Source organism: Roseibium sp. RP-7, from assembly GCF_053005225.1.
The window spans coordinates 2,430,488-2,453,432 of the sequence record NZ_JBRKQA010000001.1 but is presented as its reverse complement, the minus strand read 5'-3'; the positions used below and the strand labels follow the sequence as shown (position 1 = coordinate 2,453,432).

20 protein-coding genes are annotated in these 22,945 nt (G+C 57.2%); 5 read left to right on the top strand and 15 right to left on the bottom strand.

Translation table 11 applies throughout. The annotated features are described in order from the left end of the window. Positions 1–13: 13 nt before the first annotated feature. Positions 14–1,375 (top strand): HD-GYP domain-containing protein, encoded by a 1,362-nt coding sequence (locus ACVDG9_RS11060; RefSeq protein WP_055653960.1) that lies wholly within the window; start codon positions 14–16, stop codon positions 1,373–1,375. Between the two features lie 72 nt (positions 1,376–1,447). Continuing rightward, complete coding sequence (locus tag ACVDG9_RS11055) at positions 1,448–2,164, top strand: endonuclease/exonuclease/phosphatase family protein (protein ID WP_055653958.1); 717 nt, start codon at positions 1,448–1,450, stop codon at positions 2,162–2,164. A gap of 12 nt (positions 2,165–2,176) precedes the next feature. Here the strand turns inward: ACVDG9_RS11055 and ACVDG9_RS11050 are convergent, their stop codons facing one another. From ACVDG9_RS11050 to ACVDG9_RS10995, 12 genes are all read right to left on the bottom strand, one after another. Next, on the bottom strand, positions 2,177–3,667 hold the full coding sequence (locus ACVDG9_RS11050; protein ID WP_031268789.1) for an inorganic phosphate transporter: 1,491 nt from the start codon (positions 3,665–3,667) through the stop codon (positions 2,177–2,179). 120 nt (positions 3,668–3,787) lie between these two features. Further along, positions 3,788–4,273 (bottom strand): NUDIX hydrolase, encoded by a 486-nt coding sequence (locus tag ACVDG9_RS11045; RefSeq protein ID WP_022999403.1) that lies wholly within the window; start codon positions 4,271–4,273, stop codon positions 3,788–3,790. 121 nt (positions 4,274–4,394) lie between these two features. After that, entirely contained in the window at positions 4,395–5,903 is a 1,509-nt protein-coding gene (locus ACVDG9_RS11040; protein ID WP_447237976.1) for an inorganic phosphate transporter, read from the bottom strand. 32 nt (positions 5,904–5,935) lie between these two features. Beyond that, a complete protein-coding gene (locus ACVDG9_RS11035) occupies positions 5,936–6,421 on the bottom strand; it encodes an NUDIX hydrolase (RefSeq protein WP_055653953.1) in 486 nt (161 codons plus the stop codon). 113 nt (positions 6,422–6,534) lie between these two features. Further along, a complete protein-coding gene (locus tag ACVDG9_RS11030) occupies positions 6,535–7,425 on the bottom strand; it encodes a nitrilase-related carbon-nitrogen hydrolase (protein WP_447237975.1) in 891 nt (296 codons plus the stop codon). A gap of 117 nt (positions 7,426–7,542) precedes the next feature. Further along, positions 7,543–7,734: a hypothetical protein gene (locus ACVDG9_RS11025; RefSeq protein ID WP_022999407.1), complete on the bottom strand. Its 192-nt coding sequence runs from the start codon at positions 7,732–7,734 to the stop codon at positions 7,543–7,545. Positions 7,735–7,819: 85 nt separating this feature from the next. Beyond that, positions 7,820–9,637, bottom strand: coding sequence for a single-stranded-DNA-specific exonuclease RecJ (recJ, locus tag ACVDG9_RS11020; protein ID WP_168686963.1), 1,818 nt, complete (start codon positions 9,635–9,637; stop codon positions 7,820–7,822). A 10-nt stretch (positions 9,638–9,647) separates the two neighbouring features. After that, positions 9,648–10,643 carry a class II fructose-bisphosphatase gene (gene glpX / locus ACVDG9_RS11015; protein WP_447237974.1) on the bottom strand — a complete coding sequence of 332 codons (996 nt, stop codon included), beginning with the start codon at positions 10,641–10,643 and terminating at the stop codon, positions 9,648–9,650. Between the two features lie 51 nt (positions 10,644–10,694). Then, on the bottom strand, positions 10,695–12,017 hold the full coding sequence (locus ACVDG9_RS11010) for a homoserine dehydrogenase (RefSeq protein WP_447237973.1): 1,323 nt from the start codon (positions 12,015–12,017) through the stop codon (positions 10,695–10,697). Between the two features lie 22 nt (positions 12,018–12,039). Further along, entirely contained in the window at positions 12,040–13,257 is a 1,218-nt protein-coding gene (locus ACVDG9_RS11005; RefSeq protein ID WP_022999411.1) for an LL-diaminopimelate aminotransferase, read from the bottom strand. 342 nt (positions 13,258–13,599) lie between these two features. Further along, positions 13,600–14,835 carry a GGDEF domain-containing protein gene (locus ACVDG9_RS11000; protein WP_062488910.1) on the bottom strand — a complete coding sequence of 412 codons (1,236 nt, stop codon included), beginning with the start codon at positions 14,833–14,835 and terminating at the stop codon, positions 13,600–13,602. A 141-nt stretch (positions 14,836–14,976) separates the two neighbouring features. Further along, entirely contained in the window at positions 14,977–15,228 is a 252-nt protein-coding gene (locus ACVDG9_RS10995; protein WP_152506738.1) for a hypothetical protein, read from the bottom strand. Between the two features lie 233 nt (positions 15,229–15,461). On the opposite strand from ACVDG9_RS10995, the gene ACVDG9_RS10990 reads away from it, so the two are divergent. Both ACVDG9_RS10990 and ACVDG9_RS10985 read left to right on the top strand, forming a co-directional pair. After that, positions 15,462–17,267, top strand: a complete 1,806-nt coding sequence (locus ACVDG9_RS10990) for a PHA/PHB synthase family protein (protein WP_447237972.1) — start codon at positions 15,462–15,464, stop codon at positions 17,265–17,267. 117 nt (positions 17,268–17,384) lie between these two features. After that, entirely contained in the window at positions 17,385–17,966 is a 582-nt protein-coding gene (locus ACVDG9_RS10985) for a hypothetical protein (RefSeq protein WP_447237971.1), read from the top strand. Positions 17,967–17,995: 29 nt separating this feature from the next. Here ACVDG9_RS10985 and ACVDG9_RS10980 read toward each other — a convergent pair whose 3' ends face one another. Further along, complete coding sequence (locus ACVDG9_RS10980) at positions 17,996–20,317, bottom strand: sensor domain-containing protein (RefSeq protein ID WP_168693189.1); 2,322 nt, start codon at positions 20,315–20,317, stop codon at positions 17,996–17,998. Between the two features lie 327 nt (positions 20,318–20,644). Here ACVDG9_RS10980 and ACVDG9_RS10975 point away from each other — a divergent pair, with 327 nt between their 5' ends. Beyond that, positions 20,645–21,250 (top strand): DUF6653 family protein, encoded by a 606-nt coding sequence (locus tag ACVDG9_RS10975; RefSeq protein WP_522731716.1) that lies wholly within the window; start codon positions 20,645–20,647, stop codon positions 21,248–21,250. A 35-nt stretch (positions 21,251–21,285) separates the two neighbouring features. Here ACVDG9_RS10975 and ACVDG9_RS10970 read toward each other — a convergent pair whose 3' ends face one another. Together ACVDG9_RS10970 and speB are read right to left on the bottom strand one after the other, a co-directional pair. Then, complete coding sequence (locus ACVDG9_RS10970; RefSeq protein ID WP_447237969.1) at positions 21,286–21,930, bottom strand: hypothetical protein; 645 nt, start codon at positions 21,928–21,930, stop codon at positions 21,286–21,288. A gap of 18 nt (positions 21,931–21,948) precedes the next feature. Next, positions 21,949–22,911: an agmatinase gene (gene speB / locus ACVDG9_RS10965; RefSeq protein WP_447237968.1), complete on the bottom strand. Its 963-nt coding sequence runs from the start codon at positions 22,909–22,911 to the stop codon at positions 21,949–21,951. Between the last annotated feature and the right edge of the window lie 34 nt (positions 22,912–22,945).

Genomic DNA, 22,945 nt, shown 5'->3' with positions numbered 1-22,945 from the left:
GAGGCTCGCTCTTATGTCCGAACAGGTTTCCAGAAAACTCCGGCTGGCGGAGCTGCTCGGCGCACTCAGTCACGCTTTGGACATCACGGAAGGCCAGCCGCGTGGCCACTGCGTTCGCTGTTGCTGGATCGGCATTCATATCGGACGGCAAGTCGGGCTGACTGAAGCGCAACTCAGCGATCTCTATTACACGCTGCTCTTGAAGGACCTTGGCTGTTCAAGCAATGCAGCGAGGATCTGCGAGCTTTATCTCACCGACGACCTGACCTTCAAACACGACTTCAAGACGATCAGCGACAGCCTGCCTGCGGCCCTGCGTTTCGTGCTTTCTCACACCGGGTTGAAGCACGGCTTTGCAGAACGTGTGCGCGCCATCGTCAACATTCTTCAAAATGGCGGCGACATTGCAAACGAGATGATCGAAACACGCTGCACACGCGGCGGCGACATTGCCCGCCAGATGCATTTCTCGGAAACTGTCGTATCCGGAATTTACAGTCTGGATGAACATTGGGACGGCAAAGGACGGCCGCACGGCATTGTGGGCTCCACCATCCCGGTATTTTCCCAGATCGCCTTGCTGGCACAGGTCATGGATGTCTTTCAGATCAATGCAGGCGTACAGGGGGCCTTGCAGGAATTGAAGGAACGGGCTGGCAGCTGGTTCGACCCCGCCTTGGTGGCCGCAGCAGAAACCGTCGCAAGTAATCCCCAGTTCTGGAACACCTTGAAGTCGGAAAACCTCGACAAGATCGTCTACGGTCTTGAACCAGCGCAGAACATTCGTTTTGCAGATGAGGAGCAGCTCGACGACATAGCCCACGGCTTTGCGCTCGTGATCGATTCCAAAAGTCCCTACACCGCCGGACACAGCGAGCGCGTAACGCTTTACACCGACATGATCGCAGAAGAGTTGGGTTACGGAATGCGTGACCGGCAGCTGCTGAGACGGGCGGCTCTCCTGCACGACATCGGCAAACTCGGCGTCAGCAACTCAGTCCTCGACAAACCCGGAAAGCTTGATGACCTGGAGTGGGAACAAATCCGCATGCATCCCGTTTACTCCGACGAGATCCTCTCCAGGATCGATACGTTCAAGGACCTGTCGCCGATCGCGAGAGGGCATCATGAAAAACTGGACGGCCGCGGATATCCGGACGGGCTGACCACAAGCAGGATTTCGATGGAAACGCGTATTGTCACGACGGCGGATATTTTCGACGCATTGACCGCAGAACGGCCTTATCGTGGACCGATGCCGTTGCCCAAGGCACTCGGCATCATGGAAAGCGAAGCCGGCACAGCCCTGGATGCAAAATGCCTTGCTGCGCTCAAACGGGCGACGGAGCGCATGGAGCAGACCAAGGCTGCCTAAATTGGTCGCAAAGGCGGCCAAATCAACCTATTCCCCTTGCAACTCTTAACGTGAGGCCTTCACTCTGCGCCCATGCTGAAAATCGGTTCTTACAACATACAAAAATCAATAGGCGTCGATGCGCGCAGGCGGCCTGACCGGACGCTCAAGGTTATCCAGGAACTGGACTGCGACATCCTGGCCCTGCAGGAAGCAGACAAGCGCTTCGGACCACGGGAAAGCACCCTCGACAGAGACACGATTCTTCAGGAAACGGATTACCGCCCCGTTCCGTTCGCGACGGGCGACAAGAGCCTGGGCTGGCACGGCAACGCTATTCTTGTTCGAAACTCGATCGGTATTCTCGACCATCGCCGGCTAGATCTGCCGACGCTGGAACCACGTGGTGCGGTTGCTGTCGACCTTGAAGTTGCCGGAGAGAAAATCCGTGTGGCAGCCATGCACCTGAGCCTGATCGGTCACTTTCGTAAAAAGCAGATAACCTCGCTGATGCATCAGCTGCATGAGCATCTGGATTACCTGCCGACAGTGCTGATCGGAGACCTGAACGAATGGCGAGACACGGCGGGCAGCATCAAGCTGTTTGAAGAACGCTATGAGGTGACGACGCCGGGACGGAGCTTTCCCAGTCCCCTTCCCGTCGGCAGCCTGGACCGGATCATAACCAGCCCGGAATTCGTCGTCAGGCAGGCAGGCGTCCATAAATCGAAGACGGCGCGCGTTGCTTCGGACCATTTGCCGGTCTGGGCCAACCTCACCCTGGAGCCGGCCGGACATCTACCCGGTTAGAAATCGCCTTTATCAGGCAATCAGCTTGACCATGACGAAGTAAAGCCCGGCGGACAGGACGGCAGCAGCCGGAACGGTGACGACCCAGGCAGCGACGATGGTCATGAAATGCGCCCGGCGTACCAAGTGACGGCGTGCCTGCTCCTCGCGATTGCGGACAGGTCGCACCACGTTGCCATTGCCTTGTTTCTGGTTCACGAAATCCAGGCGGCGCTTTGAGCGTTCCGTATACCACTCCCGGAAGAACCCAACACCGAAGACAGCTCCCACGGCGATGTGCGTGGAACTCACGGGCAATCCGAAACCCGAGGCAACAATCACAGTGATGGCAGCTGACAGCGAAACGCAGTAGGCCCGCATCGGGTTGAGCTTGGTAATCTGCTGGCCGACCATTTCGATCAGGCGCGGGCCGAACAACAAAAGACCGAATGAAATGCCGAAAGCACCGACTGCCATGACCCAGAGCGGAATGCTCACCTTGGCTGCGACGTCTCCGAGTTCCGCCGTGTGAACGATGGCGGCAAGTGGTCCCACAGCATTTGCAACGTCGTTCGCTCCGTGGGCGAAGGACAAAAGAGCCGCCGAACAGACAAGCGGCACGGAAAACAGGATGCGGAGAGACTGGTTGCGATTTTCCAGCCCTTCAGACTGACGCCTGATCAGCGGTCGCACGATCGCCCAGACCCCAAGCCCGACAACAACACCAAGCAACAATGACATTGGCATGTCGATATGCACGATCTTCTTCAGGCCCTTGAGTGCCAGGTAGCTGGCAAAGGTTCCCGACATGACACCGATCAGAACCGGAACCCATTTGCGGGCAGCGGCGATTTTGTCGTCCTGATAGATGATGAAAGTCTTGATGAAGGCCAGGAAACCTGCAGCAACCAGACCGCCGAGGAACGGCGAGATGACCCAGCTTGCTGCGATACCGCCCATTGTCGCCCAATTGACCGCGCTGAAGCCTGCCGCCGCAATGCCAGCTCCCATGACGCCGCCAACGATGGAATGCGTTGTCGAAACCGGCGCACCGATCCAGGTAGCAAGGTTGATCCAGAGTGCGGAGGACACCAGAGCCGCCATCATCGCTGCCATGAAGACATTGGCATCGGCTACCGAAGCGGGATCAATGATGCCCTTGGAGATGGTGCTGACGACATCCCCACCTGCGATCAGGGCCCCTGCACTTTCAAAGACGGCCGCAATGATCAGCGCCGTCAGCAACGTCATCGCCCGCGAACCGACGGCGGGGCCAACATTGTTGGCAACATCGTTGGCACCGATATTGAGTGCCATATAGGCGCCAATGGCTGCCGCAGCGACGATGATGACCGTTCCCGGTGCTCCCGACATGGAGGCACCGGCGCCAAGGGCACACAAGACGATAAAGACCAGCGCGATGCCCGGCGCAATCAAGCCACGTCCAAGAGACCCGGCGGCCTCTTCCATGTAGCTCAGCTTGTCGAGATCCTTGTCGAGGGTCGGCTTTTTCAAATTCGGCATGGGCGTTCCAGTCGGGAAGTCCTTTGAAGGCAAGTCTTGCAAGCCAAGCGTCATCTGGCGCCTGCCTTAAACAATCGTCCGAAAAGGTCAACCAAAACGGCCCTCATTGGCCAAAATTTCTTAGTTGGGTAAATTTTCCAGTTTGCGAAGCACTTTCACGAGGCCCGGATCGCCGGCAAGCCGCATGGCTTCCTGTATCGGAAGCCACCGGACATCTCGCTCGTCCTTGTCGGGAAAACTGCTTGTCGTGCTCTCCACGTCGACAAGGAACACAAGAACTTCCGTCCTGAGCTGCAAGCCGCCTTCGCCGCCTTTGTGTGACTGAAAACTGGCAAAGGGTTTCTTCTGCGCATTTCCAATAACGCCTGCCTCTTCGAAAGCCTCTACCGCTGCGGTGTGGTGTGCTTTCAACGACATGATCGGCCAGCCTTTGGGAAGGATCCAGCGATGCGTGGATTTGGTCGTCACAAGCAGGACTTCCCGCTCCCCGTCGCGCAAACGATGGCACAACGCTGCGATCTGCAATCTCGAAGGGCGCCGGAACAACAGAAGCAGGTTCTGAAACCAGGAAGTCCGGGTGTCGATTGCTGAATAAAGCTGCGCCATGGTGCCCTTTCCGAAATGTTGATGACACTCGAAAGATAAGGCCGGAACTCGGGCTTGTCCAGAAAATGCGCACTGTGTGCTGCTTGTTATCCGTCGAACTTGTTAGGGCAGAACGGAATTCTCATGAGAGGACGAGCTTGAGCGCCGTGAATAGGCCGGCGGCCAGCAAGGCTGAGGCGGGAACAGTGACAACCCAGGCTGCGATGATGGTGATCAGGCTTGATCGACGCACCAGGAGGCGTCTGCGACGCTCTTCCCTGTTTTTCATCATCTTGCGCGGTTTCATGACCCCGCCTTCCGCAACATACTTGTTGCGATACCATTCCCGGTAAAAACCCACACCGAACAGCGCACCAACCGCGATATGGGTGGACGATACCGGCAGCCCCGCACCAGAAGCCGTCAGCACGGTCGCGGCGGTTGCCAGGGTGATGCAAAAGGCACGTACGGGACTAAGTTTGGTGATCTTCTTGCCGACAACAGTGACAAGCCGTCTGCCGAACAGCAGAAGGCCGGCGGAGATCCCGCATGCGCCGACTGCGCTCACCCAGATCGGCACTTCGGGATTGAGCGCCCCCAGATACCAAAATACGAGATCCGGAAAATCATTTGATTGGCTGAGAACGATGGCTGCCAGCGGCCCGATGGCGTTTGCAACGTCGTTGGCACCATGGGCAAATGACAGCAAACCTGCCGCGACCATGAGCGGTACTGCAAACAGGTTGCGCAAGGCGCGCGCACTGTTTTCCAGCGTAAGCGTTTGGGCGTGGATCACCCGGCAATAGATCCGCCAGACAACGAAGCCGACGGTGAGCGACAGCACGATGGCGAGCCATTCAGGAACAGAGATGAGCCGATCGGACGTTTTCAGCAGAATGTAGCCGGTGAAAGTCGCCCCCATGAGGCCCAGCAGTATCGGCAACCAATATCTGGCAGCTTTCAGCCGGTCCGGCGTATAGACGACCCTTGAATTGATAAAGGCCATGATCCCGGCCCCGACAAGACCGCCGAGCACTGGAGACAGAACCCAGGAAGCAGCAATTGTCGAAATGGTTGTCCAGTCGATGGCTGCAAAGCCGCTTGCAGCGATCCCGGCGCCGACAACACCGCCAATGATCGAATGAGTGGTCGAAACAGGTGCGCCGATCACAGTCGCGAAATTGATCCACAAAGCTGAGGCTGCCATGGCCGTCAGCATTGCCAGCATGAATTCCGAACTGTTTCGGACATCGCTGGGGCTCAGGATATCTCCGGAAACGGTCGAGACGACATCCGCTCCGGCAAGCAATGCGCCCGCGCTTTCGCAAACGGCCGCAATCAGCAAGGCGCCGGTGAGGCTGACGACACGCGCGCCCACGGCAGGACCGACATTGTTGGCAACGTCGTTGGCGCCGATATTGAGCGCCATGTAGCCGCCAATTGCACTGGCGGCCACAAGGATGAGCATGTTGGAAAAACCGCTGGAAGACACCTGGAATGCGGCCACGCAGGCGCAGATCACGAGGAACACCAAGGCAAGACCCGGTCCGACAAGACGCCGGCCCATAGCCTCCGCCGCCTCACTGACAAAGCTGATCTTGTCGAGATCCTTGTCCAGAGCCTTCTTTTTCAGGTCCTTGTTGGTGAGCACCCGAACACGCCTCGCTATCCCTCAGGAAATGTCTAACAGATTTGCGATTTGTGCTGCCGCAAAAACCGTCTCAGCGCCGGCTCTTCGGCGGCCTCGATTGCCTTCGAGAAAGGCAGCCAGACCCTTTTGCGTTGCCCGATTTCAGGAAAGTCTTTCAACTGTTTTTCAAAACGAATCTTGAAGACAATCACCTTGGTACGGATCTTCAATCCGTCCGCAAGGCCCTTGTAGGACCGGAAACTGCCAATGGCCCGCGGGTCGGCCGTGCCGACAATACCCGCTTCCTCATAGGCTTCGATCAACGCCGTTTCAAACGCGGGCTTGTCCTTTTCAGGCCAGCCTTTCGGCAAGATCAACCGGCCGGTCTCGCGGGTCGAGACCAGGAGAATTTCAGGCTCCGCCTCGCCCGGACGCACGCAAAGAGCCGCGATCTGCAGACGGAGCGGTTTGACAAACAAACCTGCAATACCGTGCAGCCACGATGCATCCCGCGCTGTCAGTGCCTTAGCGAATCCCATCTCCACACCTGTTGTTCTGGAACAGCAGGTGTATAGGGAGTTCCCTTAGGGACGTCTAGAGAAAAGTGCACTCGGTGCGCGCACATTTTTATTACAAATATTACAAGTCCGCTTCAGGCCGCCGAAACGGAAACGTGATCGGCTGTCCAGGCTCCCGGCCAAACTTCCGCCTTGCCGGACTTCAGGTCTCGAAGTTCGCTAAGGGGCACCGAAACGACAAGGAACGGTTCTTCTCCGTTGCTTCCAGAGGTCGCGGCTACCTCTGCGGCAACACCTGTAAAACCGAATTCCTCTTCACACGGCAGATACAGCGCCGCTCCGGAAACGTTGGTGTCGTTCTGCGTTGTGCCCTTTGATGTGCCGACAAGACCGCAAACGGCGACCGCGCACATGAGCTCAACAGCACGTGCCTTGGCACAGCCGAAGACACGGTGATAGCCGGAGAGTTTTTCCGTCATTGAAGGCACTAGCAGAAGATCGAGATCCAGCTTCGCCAGCAGGCTGCTGAGCGCCGGCATTTCGACATCCAGGCAGATCAGGATCGCCATCTTCAAACCGTCGAGCTCGAACGTCTTCAGATCAGCTCCAGGCACCAGATGCCAGATCTCCGGATCCTGCTCAAACGGTGTGAGGCACAATTTGTCCTGACGGATCTCGCGCCCGTCGGCTGTCAGCAGAACGGCTGTGTTGGTGAAACCCGCAGGTGCCTGAACAGGCATCGATCCAGCCAACAGCGACACACCATACCTGGCAGGTAGCGGAGCAAGTATCGCGAGCAAGTCGGTGCCCACGTCCGCCAGGAACGCCATTTCCTGGTCAGGCAGCAGACCTTCGGGTTTGAACGCCAGGCAACATTCCACAAGATATTCAGGAAGCATCAGGAGCTTTGCGCCCTCTCCCGCGGCGCGCTGCATTCCCTCTTCTATCTGTGCAGCAAAAGCTGCCACCGAAGCTGGAGCGCGGCTCAGGTTAAAGGACCAAAGTGCAATGGGATAATCTGTCATGGTGCCCGACGTCTCGATAACTAAGACGCAAGACTTAAAGGCAGCACGCAGAGCGTTTCAAGCCCTTGTCTGTCTTTCGTTCACCTGAACGTGGTTCGTCCGGTATTTCCGGAAGGTTCAATCGATGAACAGTCCGAGAAATGCTACCAGAACCATCAGAAATCCTGTTCCGACAAGGGCTGCTTTCGGCTCTTGCGGCAGGGCGGTGAGTTTTGCTGAACGTCTGACTTCCCGAATCCCTTTCAGGGCCCGGTCCGTACGCCTGTCTATTTCTTCGAAATAGGGCGAAAGCTCATTCTGAGCACGCATGCCTGATCCTCACGATTCCTTCGTGGGTTCAAACCTTATGCCCGGAGACTTAGCGTTTGGTTAATTCACGTTTACCTGCGCCGCATCAAAGGCGGGTTTTCTGCGGATCCGCGACATCAAGAATGCGCAGTTGCACCTTGGGTGTCCCCTGCCAGGTGTCGATTGACAGCGTACCTGCCACATGCAGCGACTGTCCCCGGCCCTGCAAAAGCATCTGACCGTGCGGTTTGTCGTCCGCCTTGAAGCAGATTGCCTTTAACGCGGTCCCGTCACCAGAAGTGATCGAGGCTCGGACATGTCCCTTACCGACCACATCGGCGAAGGAAATCCGGTGGGCGGGAAAGGCAAACACCGGTTCAGCATGACCGGCACCATAGGGCCCCGCCTTTTCCAGCAACTCCAGAAGATCGAGATTTGCGCCCGTTGCCGTCAGCGCGGCATCAATCTTCAGTTCCCGGTTCGCACTTGCCGCCTCGACGTCGTCCTTCAGCACATCGTTGAAAAACGCTTCCAGGTCGGCAGTCTTCTCCCGCAGAACCGTAAGCCCTGCCGCCATGGCGTGCCCACCACCCTTTTCGAGCAAACCTTCGTCAACCGCTCTGCGAACGGCCTTGCCAAGGTCAACACCGGGGATGGAGCGCCCGGAACCAGTCCCCTTGCCGGTTTCATCAAAGGCGACCGCAAAGGAAGGCCTGCGGTGAGCTTCCTTGAGCCGAGAGGCAATCAGTCCAACAATCCCGGGATGCCAATCGTCGGAACCGGTCAGGAGAACCGCCGGATCACGTGCCTGGATCGCCATTGCAGCTTCTGCGCCGGCCTGTTCCAGCATCACTGCTTCCATGGACTGACGTTCGGTATTGAGCTGGTCCAGCCGCTCGGCGATTGCCCGTGCTTCGTGCGGGTCTTCCGTCGTCAGAAGGCGCGCGCCCAGTGCAGCGTCGCCAATACGTCCTCCCGCGTTGATCCGCGGGCCTATCAAGAAACCCAGATGATAAGGCGCCGGCTTTCCGCTCACGCGCGCTGTGTCCGCAAGCGCAGTCAGCCCGTAATTGCGGCGTTGGTGCATCACCGCTAGGCCACGTGTCACATAGGCCCTGTTCAGGCCCTGCAACGGAACGACGTCGCACACGGTACCAAGCGCCACCAGATCGAGCAGCGCCATGAGATCCGGCTCCTGCCTGCCCTGGAAAACCCCGCGACGTCGCAACTCGCGGTTCAGGCCGACAAGAAACAGGAAGGTGACGCCGACAGCTGCCAAATGCCCCTGCCCCGACAAATCATCCTGCCGGTTGGGATTGACGAGCGCCTCAACCGCCGGAAGCGTTTCGCCAACCTGGTGGTGATCGATGACCACGACGTCGAGATCGAGTTGCCGGGCAGTTTCAAAAGCTTCAAAAGACGTGCTGCCGCAGTCGAGCGTCACCAGCAGATCAGCCCCGCCATGGCGAAGATGTTCGATGGCCGGACCATTCGGCCCGTATCCTTCGATGATTCGATCCGGAATATGGATCACAGGGTCAAGGCCGAGCCACTGCAGGTATTTGGCGAATATCGCCGAGGATGTTGCCCCGTCGACATCGTAGTCGCCGAAGATCGCAATCTTTCGACCAGCCTGGACGGCATCCGCGACCCTTGCCACGGCGGCGTCCATATCGACCAGACCGGAAGGATCCGGCATCAGCAGCTTGAGTGACGGTTCCAGGAAGCCGGTTGCCTCGTCGGCCTGAACGCCGCGCGCAGCCATGACACGCGCCAGCACGTCCGGCAGTCCGTGAACCTGCGAAATCGCCATCGCAGTTCGCAGGTCAGCGCCACTCAGGCGCTCGCGCCAGGCGTTGTCGTTTGCGGAACGGGCGACCCCAAGTACGAGCCGCCTGTCGTCTTCCCCGGATTGTCCCAGCATTCAGCGGTACTTAGTCCAGATGAAACTTCTCAAGATCCGTGTGCTGGGCCTTGATGTAGCGCACCGTCCCAGTGGAGGACCGCATGACAACGGTGTGCGTGGTGATGTGATGACGGCCGAAGCGGACGCCCTGCAGGAAGTTGCCGTCGGTTACACCCGTTGCGGCAAAAAGCACGTCCGGCCCGGCCATTTCTTCAAGCGTGTACTTCTTCTTGATGTCCTCGATGCCCATGCGATGCGCACGCTCGACCTGCTCGTCGCGCGTGATCACAAGACGAGACTGCATCTGGCCACCGATACAACGAAGCGCGGCCGCTGCAAGCACACCTTCCGGGGCACCGCCGATACCTGCGTAGATATCGATGCCGGTTTCGTCCGGATCGGTCGTGTGAATAACGCCGGCGACGTCACCATCTCCAATCAGGCGGATGGCAGCACCGGTCGCCCGGATTTCTTCAATCAGGCGGGCGTGGCGCGGACGGTCGAGCACGCAGGCGGTGACTTCACTGACCTTGACGCCTTTTTCCTTGGCAACAGCAGCAATATTTTCGGCAATCGGTGCGTCCAGATCGATCAATCCGGCCTTGTAACCCGGCCCGATGGCAATCTTGTCCATATAGCTGTCCGGAGCGTTCAGAAGATCGCCCGCCGGCGCCAACGCGATAACCGCCAGCGAGTTCGGCAGGTTCTTGGCGCAGATGGTCGTGCCTTCCAGCGGGTCGAGAGCGATGTCGACCTTCGGTCCCTGCTTCGTGCCGACGTTTTCACCGATGTAGAGCATCGGAGCTTCGTCGCGCTCCCCCTCACCGATAACCACGGTACCGTCGATAGGCAGGCGGTTCAGTTCGCGCCGCATTGCGTCCACTGCCGCCTGGTCCGCGGCCATTTCGTCGCCGTGACCGCGCAACCGGGCTGCCGACACAGCCGCTCTTTCACTGACGCGGGCCAGCTCGAGCGTCAGAATACGGTCCAGGCCGCTCGACGGTTGTTCATCAGTATTGGACATCAACATCTCCAGTCTCTCCCTCCGCAGGACGCCTCGGCGGGCACTCACTCGTCAGTTCAGTTTTTCAATGCGGATCATCTGAGGCTGTTCGGAAACAGCCCCCTTGGACATGATCACGTCCAATGCCTCTTTGATTGCCACTTCAGTCGTTTCATACGTGATGAGGATGACAGGTTGAGGCAGGTCCGCATCAAATTTCACAGGAACGTCCTTATTTGCATGACGTTTCTGGACAATCGATTCCAGTGAAATGCCGGCATCGCCCATGCATCTGGCGATTTCGGCGAAAGCACCCGGCCGATCGAATACGGACAGGCGGATATAATATCCGCCTTCATGAAGCCGCATGCGGGCACGTTGATAGCTGTTAAGCTCTGCAGCGGGCATGCCAAGAACAGGCGTTTCGTCGCCCCGGGCAATGTCGGCGAGATCGGCCACGACGGATGACGCCGTCGCATTGCCGCCGGCACCCGGTCCAACGAGCACGATTTCACCAACGAAGTCACCGTCGACAGCCACAGCATTCAGGACGCCGTCGATCCGAGCAATCGCAGAGGACTTCGGCACCATGGTCGGATGAACACGTTGCTCGATGCCCGTATCAGTGCGTTGGGCAACACCCAGCAGCTTGATGCGAAAACCGAGTTCGTCCGCGGCCTGAATATCGGCGGTCGTGATCGAGGTGATGCCCTCGACGTAGATGTCGTCGCTCGAGATTTCCGTGCCAAAGGCAAGACTGGTGAGGATGGCAAGCTTGTGGGCGGTGTCGTTGCCTTCGATGTCGAAGGTCGGATCCGCCTCCGCATAGCCGAGGCGCTGTGCATCCGACAGACAATCCTGAAAGCTGATGCCTTCTGCCTCCATTCGGGTCAGTATGTAATTGCAGGTGCCGTTCAGGATACCGTAGATGCGGCTGATGTCGTTGCTGGCCATGGATTCGCGCAGCGTCTTGACGATCGGAATGCCTCCGGCAACGGCTGCCTCGTAGTTGAGGCAGGCGTCGTTGGCCTCCGCCAGCACTGCCAGCTCAACGCCATGGCGCGCAAGCAGCGCCTTGTTTGCTGTCACGACATGAATGCCACGCGCCAGAGCAGCACGCACGCTTTCCTCGGCGGGGCCGTTGTCGCCGCCGATCAGTTCGACAAAAATATCGACATCTGCCGTCCGGGCCATTTCCACCGGATCGGTGAACCATTCGAATGCCGAGACATCGATGCCCCGATCACGGGTCCGATCACGTGCACTGACCGCTGTCACGGTCACTGCTCGCCCGGTTTTCGTTGCAATCTGTCCGCCGTGTTTTGAAAGGAGCTGCACCACGGCCGCCCCCACGGTGCCAAGGCCAGCGATGCCTACCTTCAATGCGTCTGCCATACGGAAATGAGTCCAGTTCTTATCAACCTTTGGTCCCGAGCGGGATGACGTTGTGCAGCTTTTGATCCGCAGTTTCAAGGAAGCGGCGGATATTTCTGGCTGCCTGACGCAGTCTTTGTTCGTTTTCCACCAGTCCGATGCGGACGTACTCGTCTCCGTGTTCACCGAAACCGATACCTGGTGCGACGGCCACTTCCGCCTTTTCCAGTAGCAGCTTGGAGTATTCCAGACTGCCGAGCGCCCGGAACTTCTCGGGGATCGGTGCCCAGCAGAACATGCTGGCTTCCGGTGCCGGAATATCCCAGCCGGCCCTGCCGAAACTGTCGACCACCACATCGCGGCGCTTCTTGTAGATTTCGCGGGTTTCACGGATGCAGTCATCCGATCCGTTCAGGGCCGCTGTTGCTGCAACCTGAATGGGTGTGAAGGCGCCGTAATCGAGATAGGATTTCACTCGCGACAACGCAGCAATCAGCCGCTCGTTGCCGACAGCAAAGCCCATGCGCCACCCCGGCATGGAGAAGGTCTTCGAAAGTGACGTGAATTCGACGGTGACATCCATGGCACCCGGCACCTGCAGAACAGACGGCGGCGGTGTCGCACCGAAATAGATTTCGGAGTAAGCCAGGTCAGACAGGATGAAGATGTTGTGCTTGCGAGCGAATGCGACCACATCCTTGTAGAAGTCTAGATCCGCGCAATAGGACGTCGGGTTTGCCGGGTAGCAAAGAATGATTGCGATCGGCTTCGGCACGGAATGGATCACCGCGCGTTCAAGCGCATCGAAGAACGCCGGGCCCGGTTCCGCCGGAATGTTGCGGATCGAGGCGCCAGCCATCAAGAAGCCGAAGGTGTGAATCGGATAGCTGGGATTGGGGCTCAGAATCACATCCCCGGGTGCGGAGATGGCCTGCGCCATGTTGGCGAAGCCTTCCTTGGAGCCGAGTGTCGCGATCACCTGGGTATCGGGATCCAGTTTCACGCCAAACCGGCGACCGTAATATGCCGCTTGTGCCTTGCGCAGGCCTCCGATGCCCTTGGATGCGGAATAGCGGTGCGTGCGTGGGTCCTGCACGACTTCGGTCAGCTTGTCGACAATGTGCTTCGGTGTCGGCAGGTCAGGGTTGCCCATACCAAGATCGATAATGTCCGCTCCCGCCGCGCGCGCCTTCGCCTTCAAACGGTTCACCTGTTCGAACACATACGGCGGCAGCCGCTTGATCTTATGGAATTCCTCCATGACGCGAATCCTTGCGAGTTGACAGTATCAGCTGCGCTCCCTTGCCGGGCGCGGCGACGGCGCAGCGGGGCTCTTTTAGCAGTCCGGATAAAAATACGCACCCGTCTTTGCGTCGCTAGCCGACTAAATTTGTAGCGTTTTTTAGAACATGATTGCTTTGGCAGTAGTCCTCGTCTGCCCGAGCTTCTCTAACGGCTTAAATGTCCTACAAATCGTGGTGTGCAGGAGCAAAAATCTGGCGAGGAATGAATGGCAAGGGAGCAGTAAGCGGACCGCCCTCCGAAGCCGGATGCATCAATCCATTGTGCCGGGCGCGTCGCGACAATCAAAGAAAGGAAGAGATCAGGCCGCCTTTTTCCGAAGCACGGAAAAACCGGTTCTTTTTGCGTCCTTGATAAGCCGGCCATTGGGCGCAAGATCCATCGTGACGATTTGTGCGCGGCCCTGTTTCTTTGCCCTGTGCAGGCCACCTTCAGCAGCTTCCATTGCACGCTCCAGCGGCGTCGAAACGCTGGCACTGACCAGACCGACGCTCGCGGTCACCATCAACCGGCCGCCAGACGCTTCCTGACATTCCAGCCCGAAACGCCTGCAGATTCTCTGGGCGGTCAAATGGGCGAGTTCCTTGTTGCCCTCCGGCAGGAACACGGCGAATCCGGCACCGCCTACCCGCCCTGAAATGGCGTTTTCGACAAGCGTATCCTTCAAGATGCGCGCGAATAGTTGCAGGAGCGCATCTCCCATCGCCTGACCGAAACGCTCGTTCACCGATTTGAACTGGTCCATGTCAAACAGGATGAGGCTGTAAATGCCCTTTGGGGAGGAGTTCGAAGCGATCCAGTCCTCGGCATCGTTGAGAAAAGCCCGTCGGTTCGGCAGAGCTGTCAGGTCGTCCTGAAGAGCCTGCTCCCTGAAACCGTGCAAGGATCGTTCGATGACCATGGAAGCCGGCAGGACGATCGTCATGATGATCGAAAACAGAACGGTGATCAGGTAGGTGCTCATGAACCCTTCCGTGAACGTCGACTGGAAGGACGGGAACAGCAGTATGTTCTGGTGAAAGGTAAACCACATGAATCCTGCGGTTTCGACCAGCGTTGTCATGCCAAGCATACGTGCTGAATAGAGTTTCTCCCGATTTTCGAAGAACGCCATCCAAACGACCCAGAGACCACTCAGGATGAGCACCGACTGAACATAATTCACCCGGGTGAGGAAGTTGTCCTGAAATTCGGGAAACTGGCATAGAACGAGCCAGGCAAACGCTATCGTTGCGAACACCCAGACATGACCGCTGCGGCCCAGGAACACGGCGAAGCCGCTTCGCCTCAGGCCGGTCCCGAGAATGACCAGGAAATTAGCGGCAACGATACTGAAAAGGTCCGGAATTGTCCCGCGAAATGCAAGGAGAACCGTCCCGCAAGCGGCCAGAAACATTCCTGCAGACCACAGGGCGAGGCTTCTCGAACAGGCAACGCTCCGTCCGGGCCAGAACATGTAAAAAAGGAAAAGGATGACGCTACCGGCAAACTCGGCAATCATAATGCAGGTAAACAGTGTCGGTGTATCGAGCGTCATGAAAACAAAGGCCTTGCGATCAAGGCTTGCAGCCTAGACCGCCAGTCGTAAAGGAAAGATTTAATCCGTATATTTATCAATATTTTATCTTCTTTAGCCACCTCACATCATCCGCATATGTATTGGGCATCGTCCCCTGCGTCACTCAGACGCAAGTGTTTCCAGATAAGCCTGCGTCTCTTGCCTCTCCTTCGGATTGATGAGGCCGGAAGACTCGCCGGGATTGACGATTGCACCATAGCCTTTCGGTGCCGGGACGTTGCCTCTCCCCTGCCCGGGCTCGGTTTTCAGCGCATCAAGCAAGGGTGTCCCTGGCCCGACAGCGCATGCCGACAATCCAAAGGCGAGAAGCAGGCACCCACCCAGTGCCAGCACGTTCCGCATGCAGCTCAACAGATCCTCCACCACTTTGTTTCCTCGTCCATCCGATCGTCACAAATTTCCACTAGCCAGAGGGCCTGAACGTGGATTGAAATCCAATCGACGGAGACGTTACCTTGTGTCATAAATAGCCGATAGTTCAAAATATCGGCGAAAAAATAACAAGATAACGCGATTGAACAACAAGGGCTCACAGGCCTTTCGTGGGCTGAATGGGGCAAGACAACCGGAGGAAATCCCTGCCTATGGCTGATGACCGCGACCATCCCATGTTGCAGTATATCATCAACAACCCGGAAGCCTTTGCACAGAATCTTGCAAAGACGCTCGAGCAGGCAGGCAAGGCACTGGCGGCCTATATCGAGCCCCGGGAACAGGGCAAGATCACCCACGATTCGACCGACGAGCTGACCGGTGTCGTAAAGACCCTCGCTCAGGTTGGCGAATACTGGGCGTCCGATCCGCAGCGCGCCGTCGAGGCCCAGTCGCGCTTGTGGGGTGGCTATATCGATCTCTGGAATTCCTCGCTGAAACGGATGATGGGCGAACCGTCTACACCGGCGATCGAAACTCCGGCACGTGACAAGCGCTTTGCCGATCCGGACTGGGAAAAAAACCAGTTCTTCGATTTCATCAAGCAGCTCTACCTGATCACCAGCAAATGGGCGGAGGACATGGTCCACGACGCCCAGGGACTGGATGAGCACACACGCCACAAGGCCGAATTCTACGTTACCCAGATCGCCAATGCCGTCTCCCCGTCCAATTTCGTGCTTACAAACCCCGAGCTGTTACGTCTGACACTGGAAAGCAACGGCGAAAACCTGGTCAAGGGTATGCGGCACCTGGTCGAGGATCTGAAAACCGGCAAGGGCGAGCTGAAGATCCGCCAGACCGACCCGACAAAATTCAAGCTCGGCGAGAACCTCGGCACCACGCCGGGCAAGGTGATCTCGCAGAACGACGTCTGCCAGGTAATCCAGTATTCGCCATCTACCGACGAGGTCCTGAAGCGTCCTCTCCTGATCGTTCCGCCGTGGATCAACAAGTTCTACATTCTCGACCTCAATCCGGAAAAATCCTTCATCAAGTGGGCGGTGGACCAGGGCCACACGGTGTTTGTCATTTCCTGGGTCAACCCGGACGAACGCCAGGCTCAAAAGAGCTTCGAGCATTATATGAAGGAAGGCATCCTCAATACGCTCGACGTCATCAAGCGGGCAACGCGCCAGGAAGAGGTCAATTCCATCGGTTACTGCGTCGGCGGCACATTGCTGGCGGTAACGCTTGCCTATATGGCAAAGATCGGCGACGACCGCATCAAGACCGCGACCTTCTTCACCACACAGGTCGACTTCACTTTCGCGGGTGACCTGAAGGTGTTCGTCGATGAAGAACAGATCTCGGTTCTTGAAAAGAGGATGGCCGAGCACGGCTACCTGGACGGCTCCAAGATGTCGTCCGCCTTCAACATGCTGCGCTCCAACGATCTGATCTGGTCCTATGTGGTCAACAACTACCTGAAGGGCCAGGACCCCTTCCCGTTTGACCTGCTCTACTGGAACTCGGATTCCACGCGCATGCCCGCCGCGAACCATTCGTTCTATCTGCGCAACTGTTATCTGGACAACAAGCTGTCCAAGGGCGAAATGGAAATCGCGGGCGAGCACCTGGATCTCTCCAAGGTGACCATTCCGATCTTCAACCTGGCAACGCGTGAAGACCACATCGCACCGCCGAAATCGGTCTTTCTAGGGTCAGGCTGTTTTGGTGGCCCCGTCGATTATGTGCTGGCCGGTTCCGGGCATATTGCCGGTGTGGTCAACCCGCCTGCAAAGAAGAAATACCAGTTCTGGACAGGCGCGGAGGCCAAGGGAACGCTGGAGAACTGGCTCAAGAATGCCGAGGAACACCCTGGGTCCTGGTGGCCTTACTGGGATCAGTGGATCCGTTCGCATGACGACGCCAAGGTCAAGGCCCGCAAACCGGGTGCAAACCGGGTCAAGATCCTTGAGGATGCGCCCGGCTCTTATGTGATGACCAAGGTCTAGTTAACTAGCAGAAGCGCTCCTGCGCGAAGTTCATTTGGTAGCGCGTGCAATGCATAACTAACGACCATAGTCGGTTCTTCAAAATATATAGAAATCCCGACATCAACGAGAACCGCTTTGCCTTTGTTCAAGTTTTTGACCGCGTTTCTAGCAGCTTGGTTGATTTCCGAACCCTCCGAGGCTTGCGTGTCAGGTCGGGGACCAGAACTGCGAAGTGTGCTGCGTTCAGAGTTTGTGTTCAGAGGCGAATTACTTGCGGCTGGGCCAATCATCGCCCTTGAAGACGGTTACTTTGAGCAAACCTTATCGTTCCGGATAACCTATTCTTTTATTGGATCTTTTTCCGAAGGAAACGTCCGAGTCATTGCGTTTCAATATCCGTTCAATCCAAACAAACGCAGCACAGGCCCGGAGCCCGAGATACAAACTGGCGAAGGATACACCGTCGCTCTGGACAAACTTTGGTTTCCTAGGCCGATGAATGTGAATGCTGCAGCTCCATCCTCAGACGACCCAGGTAAGAGTCGAATTGTGCATCGCTGGCATAAATTTCGCTGTGGTGGAGACGGGCTACGTCTTCGAAAGAACTCTCACGATCACGCGAAAGCAATCTGGTCGGTATTCACCGGCAGCCGGCATACGCCAGAAATTCGTGCGGACATTCTAACCGAATTTTTGGGCATTAACGGGCGATTTTGACACTCAGATTCTGTAGGCCTTGAAATTTCCTACCCGAAATGTGCGTCCAGAGGCGTCAATGTCATGGCCAGCAGCTTGCCGAACTTGCGGGCGGCCATCGGGCGGCCGAAATGATAGCCCTGGACGACTTCACAACGGCAGCTGGCAAGAAAGGCCTGCTGCTTTGCGGTTTCCACGCCCTCAGCCACGACACAAAGCCCAAGTTCCCGCCCGAGGGAAATGATGGCCTTTGCGATACACCGGTCGCTTTCGTCGAAATCCAGATCGCTGATGAAGCTGCGGTCGATCTTGAGCCTTGTCAGCGGAAAGCTTTTCAGCGCGGCGAGACTTGAATATCCGGTGCCGAAATCATCTATGGCGAGCTTCACGCCCAGCCGGCGAAAATCGTCCATCAGTCCAACGGCCTGATCCGCATTCTTGATCAGCAGGCTTTCGGTCAGCTCCAGCTCAAGGTAGGTCGCGGCAAGTCCGGTTTCCTCGAGTGCATCGCGAACATCCGAAATCAAACCGTCGTCCCGGAACTGACGGGCGGAAACATTGACGCCAACCGTAATCGGCATCAGGCCACTTTCCTGCCATTCCTTGTTCTGCCGGCAGGCTTCGCGTGTCACCCATCTGCCCAGAGGCACGATCAGGCCACTTTCTTCCGCCAGGGTGATGAATTCGCCCGGCATCATGCGACCAAGTGCCGGATGTTGCCAGCGCACCAGCGCTTCCGCACCGACGATACGGCCGCTGACCAGATTGTATTGCGGCTGGTATTCCAGGAAAAACTCGCCGTTCTCGATGCCGGTCCGCATTTCCTCCAGAAGTGTCAGCTTGTTGACCGAACGTTCCGGACGGGTCTGCTCATAAACCTTGAAGCTGTCGCGCCCTGCGGACTTTGCTTCGAACATCGCCTTGTCGGCATTCCGTAAAAGCTGTGCAGCACTGTCTGCATCCTGCGGATAACACGCAGCACCAATGCTGCAGGTAACATGGAACGACAGGTCATCGATCTGGATCGTTTTGGTGATCTCGTCCCGCAGCCTTGCCATGAATTCGTTGAGGGCGGCTTTCTCTGCCGTGTCACGGTCGACAATCAGGACAAATTCGTCGCCCCCGAAACGGATGGCCTGATGTGCACCATCGTGGACGGCCATGATCCGTTCCGCGACAATCATCAGCACCTGGTCGCCAATCGCATGTCCGAAGCTGTCGTTGACGAACTTGAAATTGTCGAGATCAACAAAAACGACGGCAACAGGCACGCCGGTCCTGTCACTTTCGGACACCTTTTCTTCCAGCTTGGTCTTGAACTCCTGCCGGTTGGGCAGGCCTGTCAGGACGTCATGATTGGCCAGATAACGGATCTTGCGTTCGGCTCGGTCACGCTCGACCGCTACGGACGCAAGCCGGGCAGCTTCCAGTGCAAGCTTCAGCTCGTGATCCGTCGGGCTGCGCGTTGACTTGGTGTAGAGCCCAAACGTGCCCAGAACCTTGCTGTCCTTGCCGAAAAACGGCACCGACCAGCAGGACCGCAATTCGAAAGGAGCAACAAGGTCGCGTACATCCTCCCACAGTCGGTCCTTCTGGATATCTTCGACGATAACACTCTCGCGGCGGAACACAGCGGTTCCGCATGAACCCATTTTCGGGCTCACGGGTATGCCATCGGTGATGTCCAGGTAGTCTTGCGGCAGGTTGGGACCGACAGTCGCCAGAAGATGCTCGCCTGTGTCATCCACAAGCATGATCGACCCCATCACTCCATCGAGTTGGTCTTCAATGGTCAATACGAGTGTCGTCAACACCTCGTTCAAGGGTCTGCCCGCAGCAATTTCCTGAAGGACCTTGTTCTGCCCCTGCTGCAGCAGTAACGCCCGTTTGCGCTCGGTGATGTCCCGTGAGAGGCCAACAATGCCGACGACTTCACCCTTGCTGTTTGTGACCGGGTACTTGGACGAAGAGAACCATTTCCGCTTGCCGTTCGCCAGAATTGACGGCTCCTCGAAATCGATACGCGGAATATTCGAGGCCATGATCTCCTGCTCGATCGCATGGAACTTGGACCCGGTCTCTTCCGGATGCAGCTCCAGATCGGTCTTGCCGATCAATTGCGAAGCATCATCGAGACCGACATCAAGCGCGACCTGCAAGTTCGCCATGACGAAGCGCGAGCTGCGGTCCTTCACATAGAGATAATCGGAAACCTCGTTAAGCAGTGTATGAAGCCAGTCGCCGCTGAGGCGAAGTTCGTCACTTCTTGACAGCTTCGTGATGTGGTTAAGCCGATCCAGCTCGGAGGCCAGGGACGAGACTATTTCGCTATTTTCCGCGTCCCCATCATCCTGGCTTGTTTGTAAGACCATGCTCCAGTCCAATTGATTGGATTTATCACTCTCAAGTATTTGGCTATTTTTGCCGATTTCAAACTAAAAAACAATGAACTGAACAGAATGCAGGCCTTTTTACTCATTAGTGTTTTATTATTCATCGAACGAACTAGCCCATACGGGCAAACACATTGAAACTACACCAAAATCTCCAGGAGATATCGATTCAAATACTTAGTGATACCGATCTCTGACCTAGGTACTTTTCACGATCTTTACTGTTGCTTGCGACAGAATGTTGTTTGCCAAGTCCCCGTTTCGCCGGGTAAGATTGCCGGATATCCGAAAGGCCGGCTTCAGCATATGCAAACCACGCAACGTCACCCGAGCCCCCTTGCCCGTCCGGCATTGAAAGATGCCAATGGCCTGAGAGCTCCCGTTCTTCTGCCCAAAGCAGCGACCGGCAAGCCAGCGCCTGCCTTGGCAACTTTCATGAAGATACTCGCACCTGGCATGTTGACCGGTGCCTTGTGGACTCAAGCCTGGCTTGGTGTCTGGGGTGCACTTCTGCTCGCTTTTGCGGTACTGGCAGGCGTGATCGCTGTCCCCAGGCTTATTGGGGAAACCGGCAAGGCCTCCAGTTGGGCCAAACGCGTGAGCTTTGGAGAAAAGATCTGGCTCAACAGATTGTTCCTCCCCGTTCCCGCCACCGACAGTGCCCGGATAACAACGCTTTATCTCGTTTTCTGGATGGGTGGGCTGATTGCGTTGCTCGGCGGCTTCCTGTCATCGCCAATCCTGTCGCTGACAGGTCTGGCCGTTGCGTATGCAGCCCAATTCGTCAGCTTCGGCAAGTTGATCCAGCTTTACCAGACCATGAAGGACAAAACCCCGCTCTACCGGTTCTGGACTGCTGTTCCGCACAACGACAACCTTCCCGGGAAGGCAGCGCGCAGCAAACACGGCTGATTTCCTTTGCGTGTCGTCCTGAAGCGGGTCGCTGTTCAGTCAGCTGTGCTCAATTCCAGACTCACGATGGCGACCAGACCAAGCGCGGCAAGCGCAACTTGCTGCTCCTGGACCGTGATCTTGTTGCGCAAATCCGGCTCGTGAATGTCGAGTACCCAATCCCTGCCCGTCACGAATCTTTTCAAACCTGACAGCAAACCGGCTTTCTTGCCTTCTGCCTGATCCCGATGTTTGCGGACCAACGTCCCCACTGGATTACCGTCTGCCAACAGCACCAGAGCTTCCGTGTCGCCACCAAGCATCGTGCGGACGGTTTGTTTGGCGACACTGTCAGGATTGGCAAGGCTGAACTGAACATTGCCTCCTGGGACCTCCAGTTGCCAGCCCTGCTTCAAAGGTCCTCGTCCCCCGATTTGTCCGATGCTGACGTCCGCATCGGTCCTCAGTTCCCAGCTGCCAGTACCGGACCTGGACCTGCACTCGAGTGCCCAGGCAGTCTGTGGGCCGATGCGAATGCTTGTGACGCCTCTCATGTGCGGCTTGTCCAGTTCGAACACCATGGCAGGTGCTTCCTCCAGACTTTGCCCGGTGCCAAACACCTTGAACTGCCTGGCGACACCGGGCGGCAACGGCATGCTGCCCGGCGTTTTGACAAATCGGAAGCTGAGGTTCGTTTCCATGTTGCGCCTGTTCTGGCCTCAGCCTGCCTGTTTCCGCTTTTCAGCAAGCAGGCCCATGTAGGTCAGCGCGACGCTAGCGCCGGCAATCGAGGTGATATCGGCATGGTCGTAAGCCGGTGCGACTTCGACAACATCACCGCCGACGAAGTTCAATGACCCCAGCCCACGCAGGACCGACAATGCCTCGCGAGAGGACAGGCCGCCGGAAACAGGCGTGCCGGTCCCGGGCGCAAACGCCGGGTCAAGGCAATCGATGTCGAATGTCATATAGGCCGGGCCATTGCCTACCCGGGCCTTGATCCTGTCGACCACGCCACCGATACCCAATTCGTCCATCTCATAGCCATGAATGATTTCCAGCCCGCAAGTTTCGGGAGCATGGGTACGGATGCCGATCTGGATCGAACGGTCCGGGTCGATAAGGCCTTCTCGCACGGCGCGTCCGGTGAAGGTGCCGTGGTCGATCCGGTCGCCTTCGTCGTTCCAAGTGTCCTGATGGGCATCGAATTGCACCAGCGCGAGCGGGCCATGTTTGGCCACATGCGCCTTGAGAAGCGGATAGGTGACGAAATGATCGCCACCGATGGAAAACAGATGCGCCCCGGAAGCCAGAATATCAGAGGCCTGAGACTGGATGTGTCCGGGAATATCAGCGTTGCGGCCATAGTCGAAAACACAGTCGCCGTAGTCCACGCAGGCAAGAACCTCGAAAGGGTCCATTTCGAACGGATATTGCGGGTCACCGTCAAAAATGGCGGATGCGCGACGCACCCCCTGAGGACCGAACCGAGCCCCCGGACGGTTGGAAACAGAGGCATCAAACGGGATGCCCCAAACCGCCAGGTCAATCCCGGTCAGATCGCGGCTGTAGCGGCGGCGCATGAAGGACAGCGCGCCTGCATAGGTCGGTTCATGCGAACCGCCCTTGACCGATTTACCCAGAAATGCGTTGTCGGTTTCCCGCGGCAATTCTGCTGACATGACAATTTCCTTGAAGTCTGGTGTGGCAGGATTT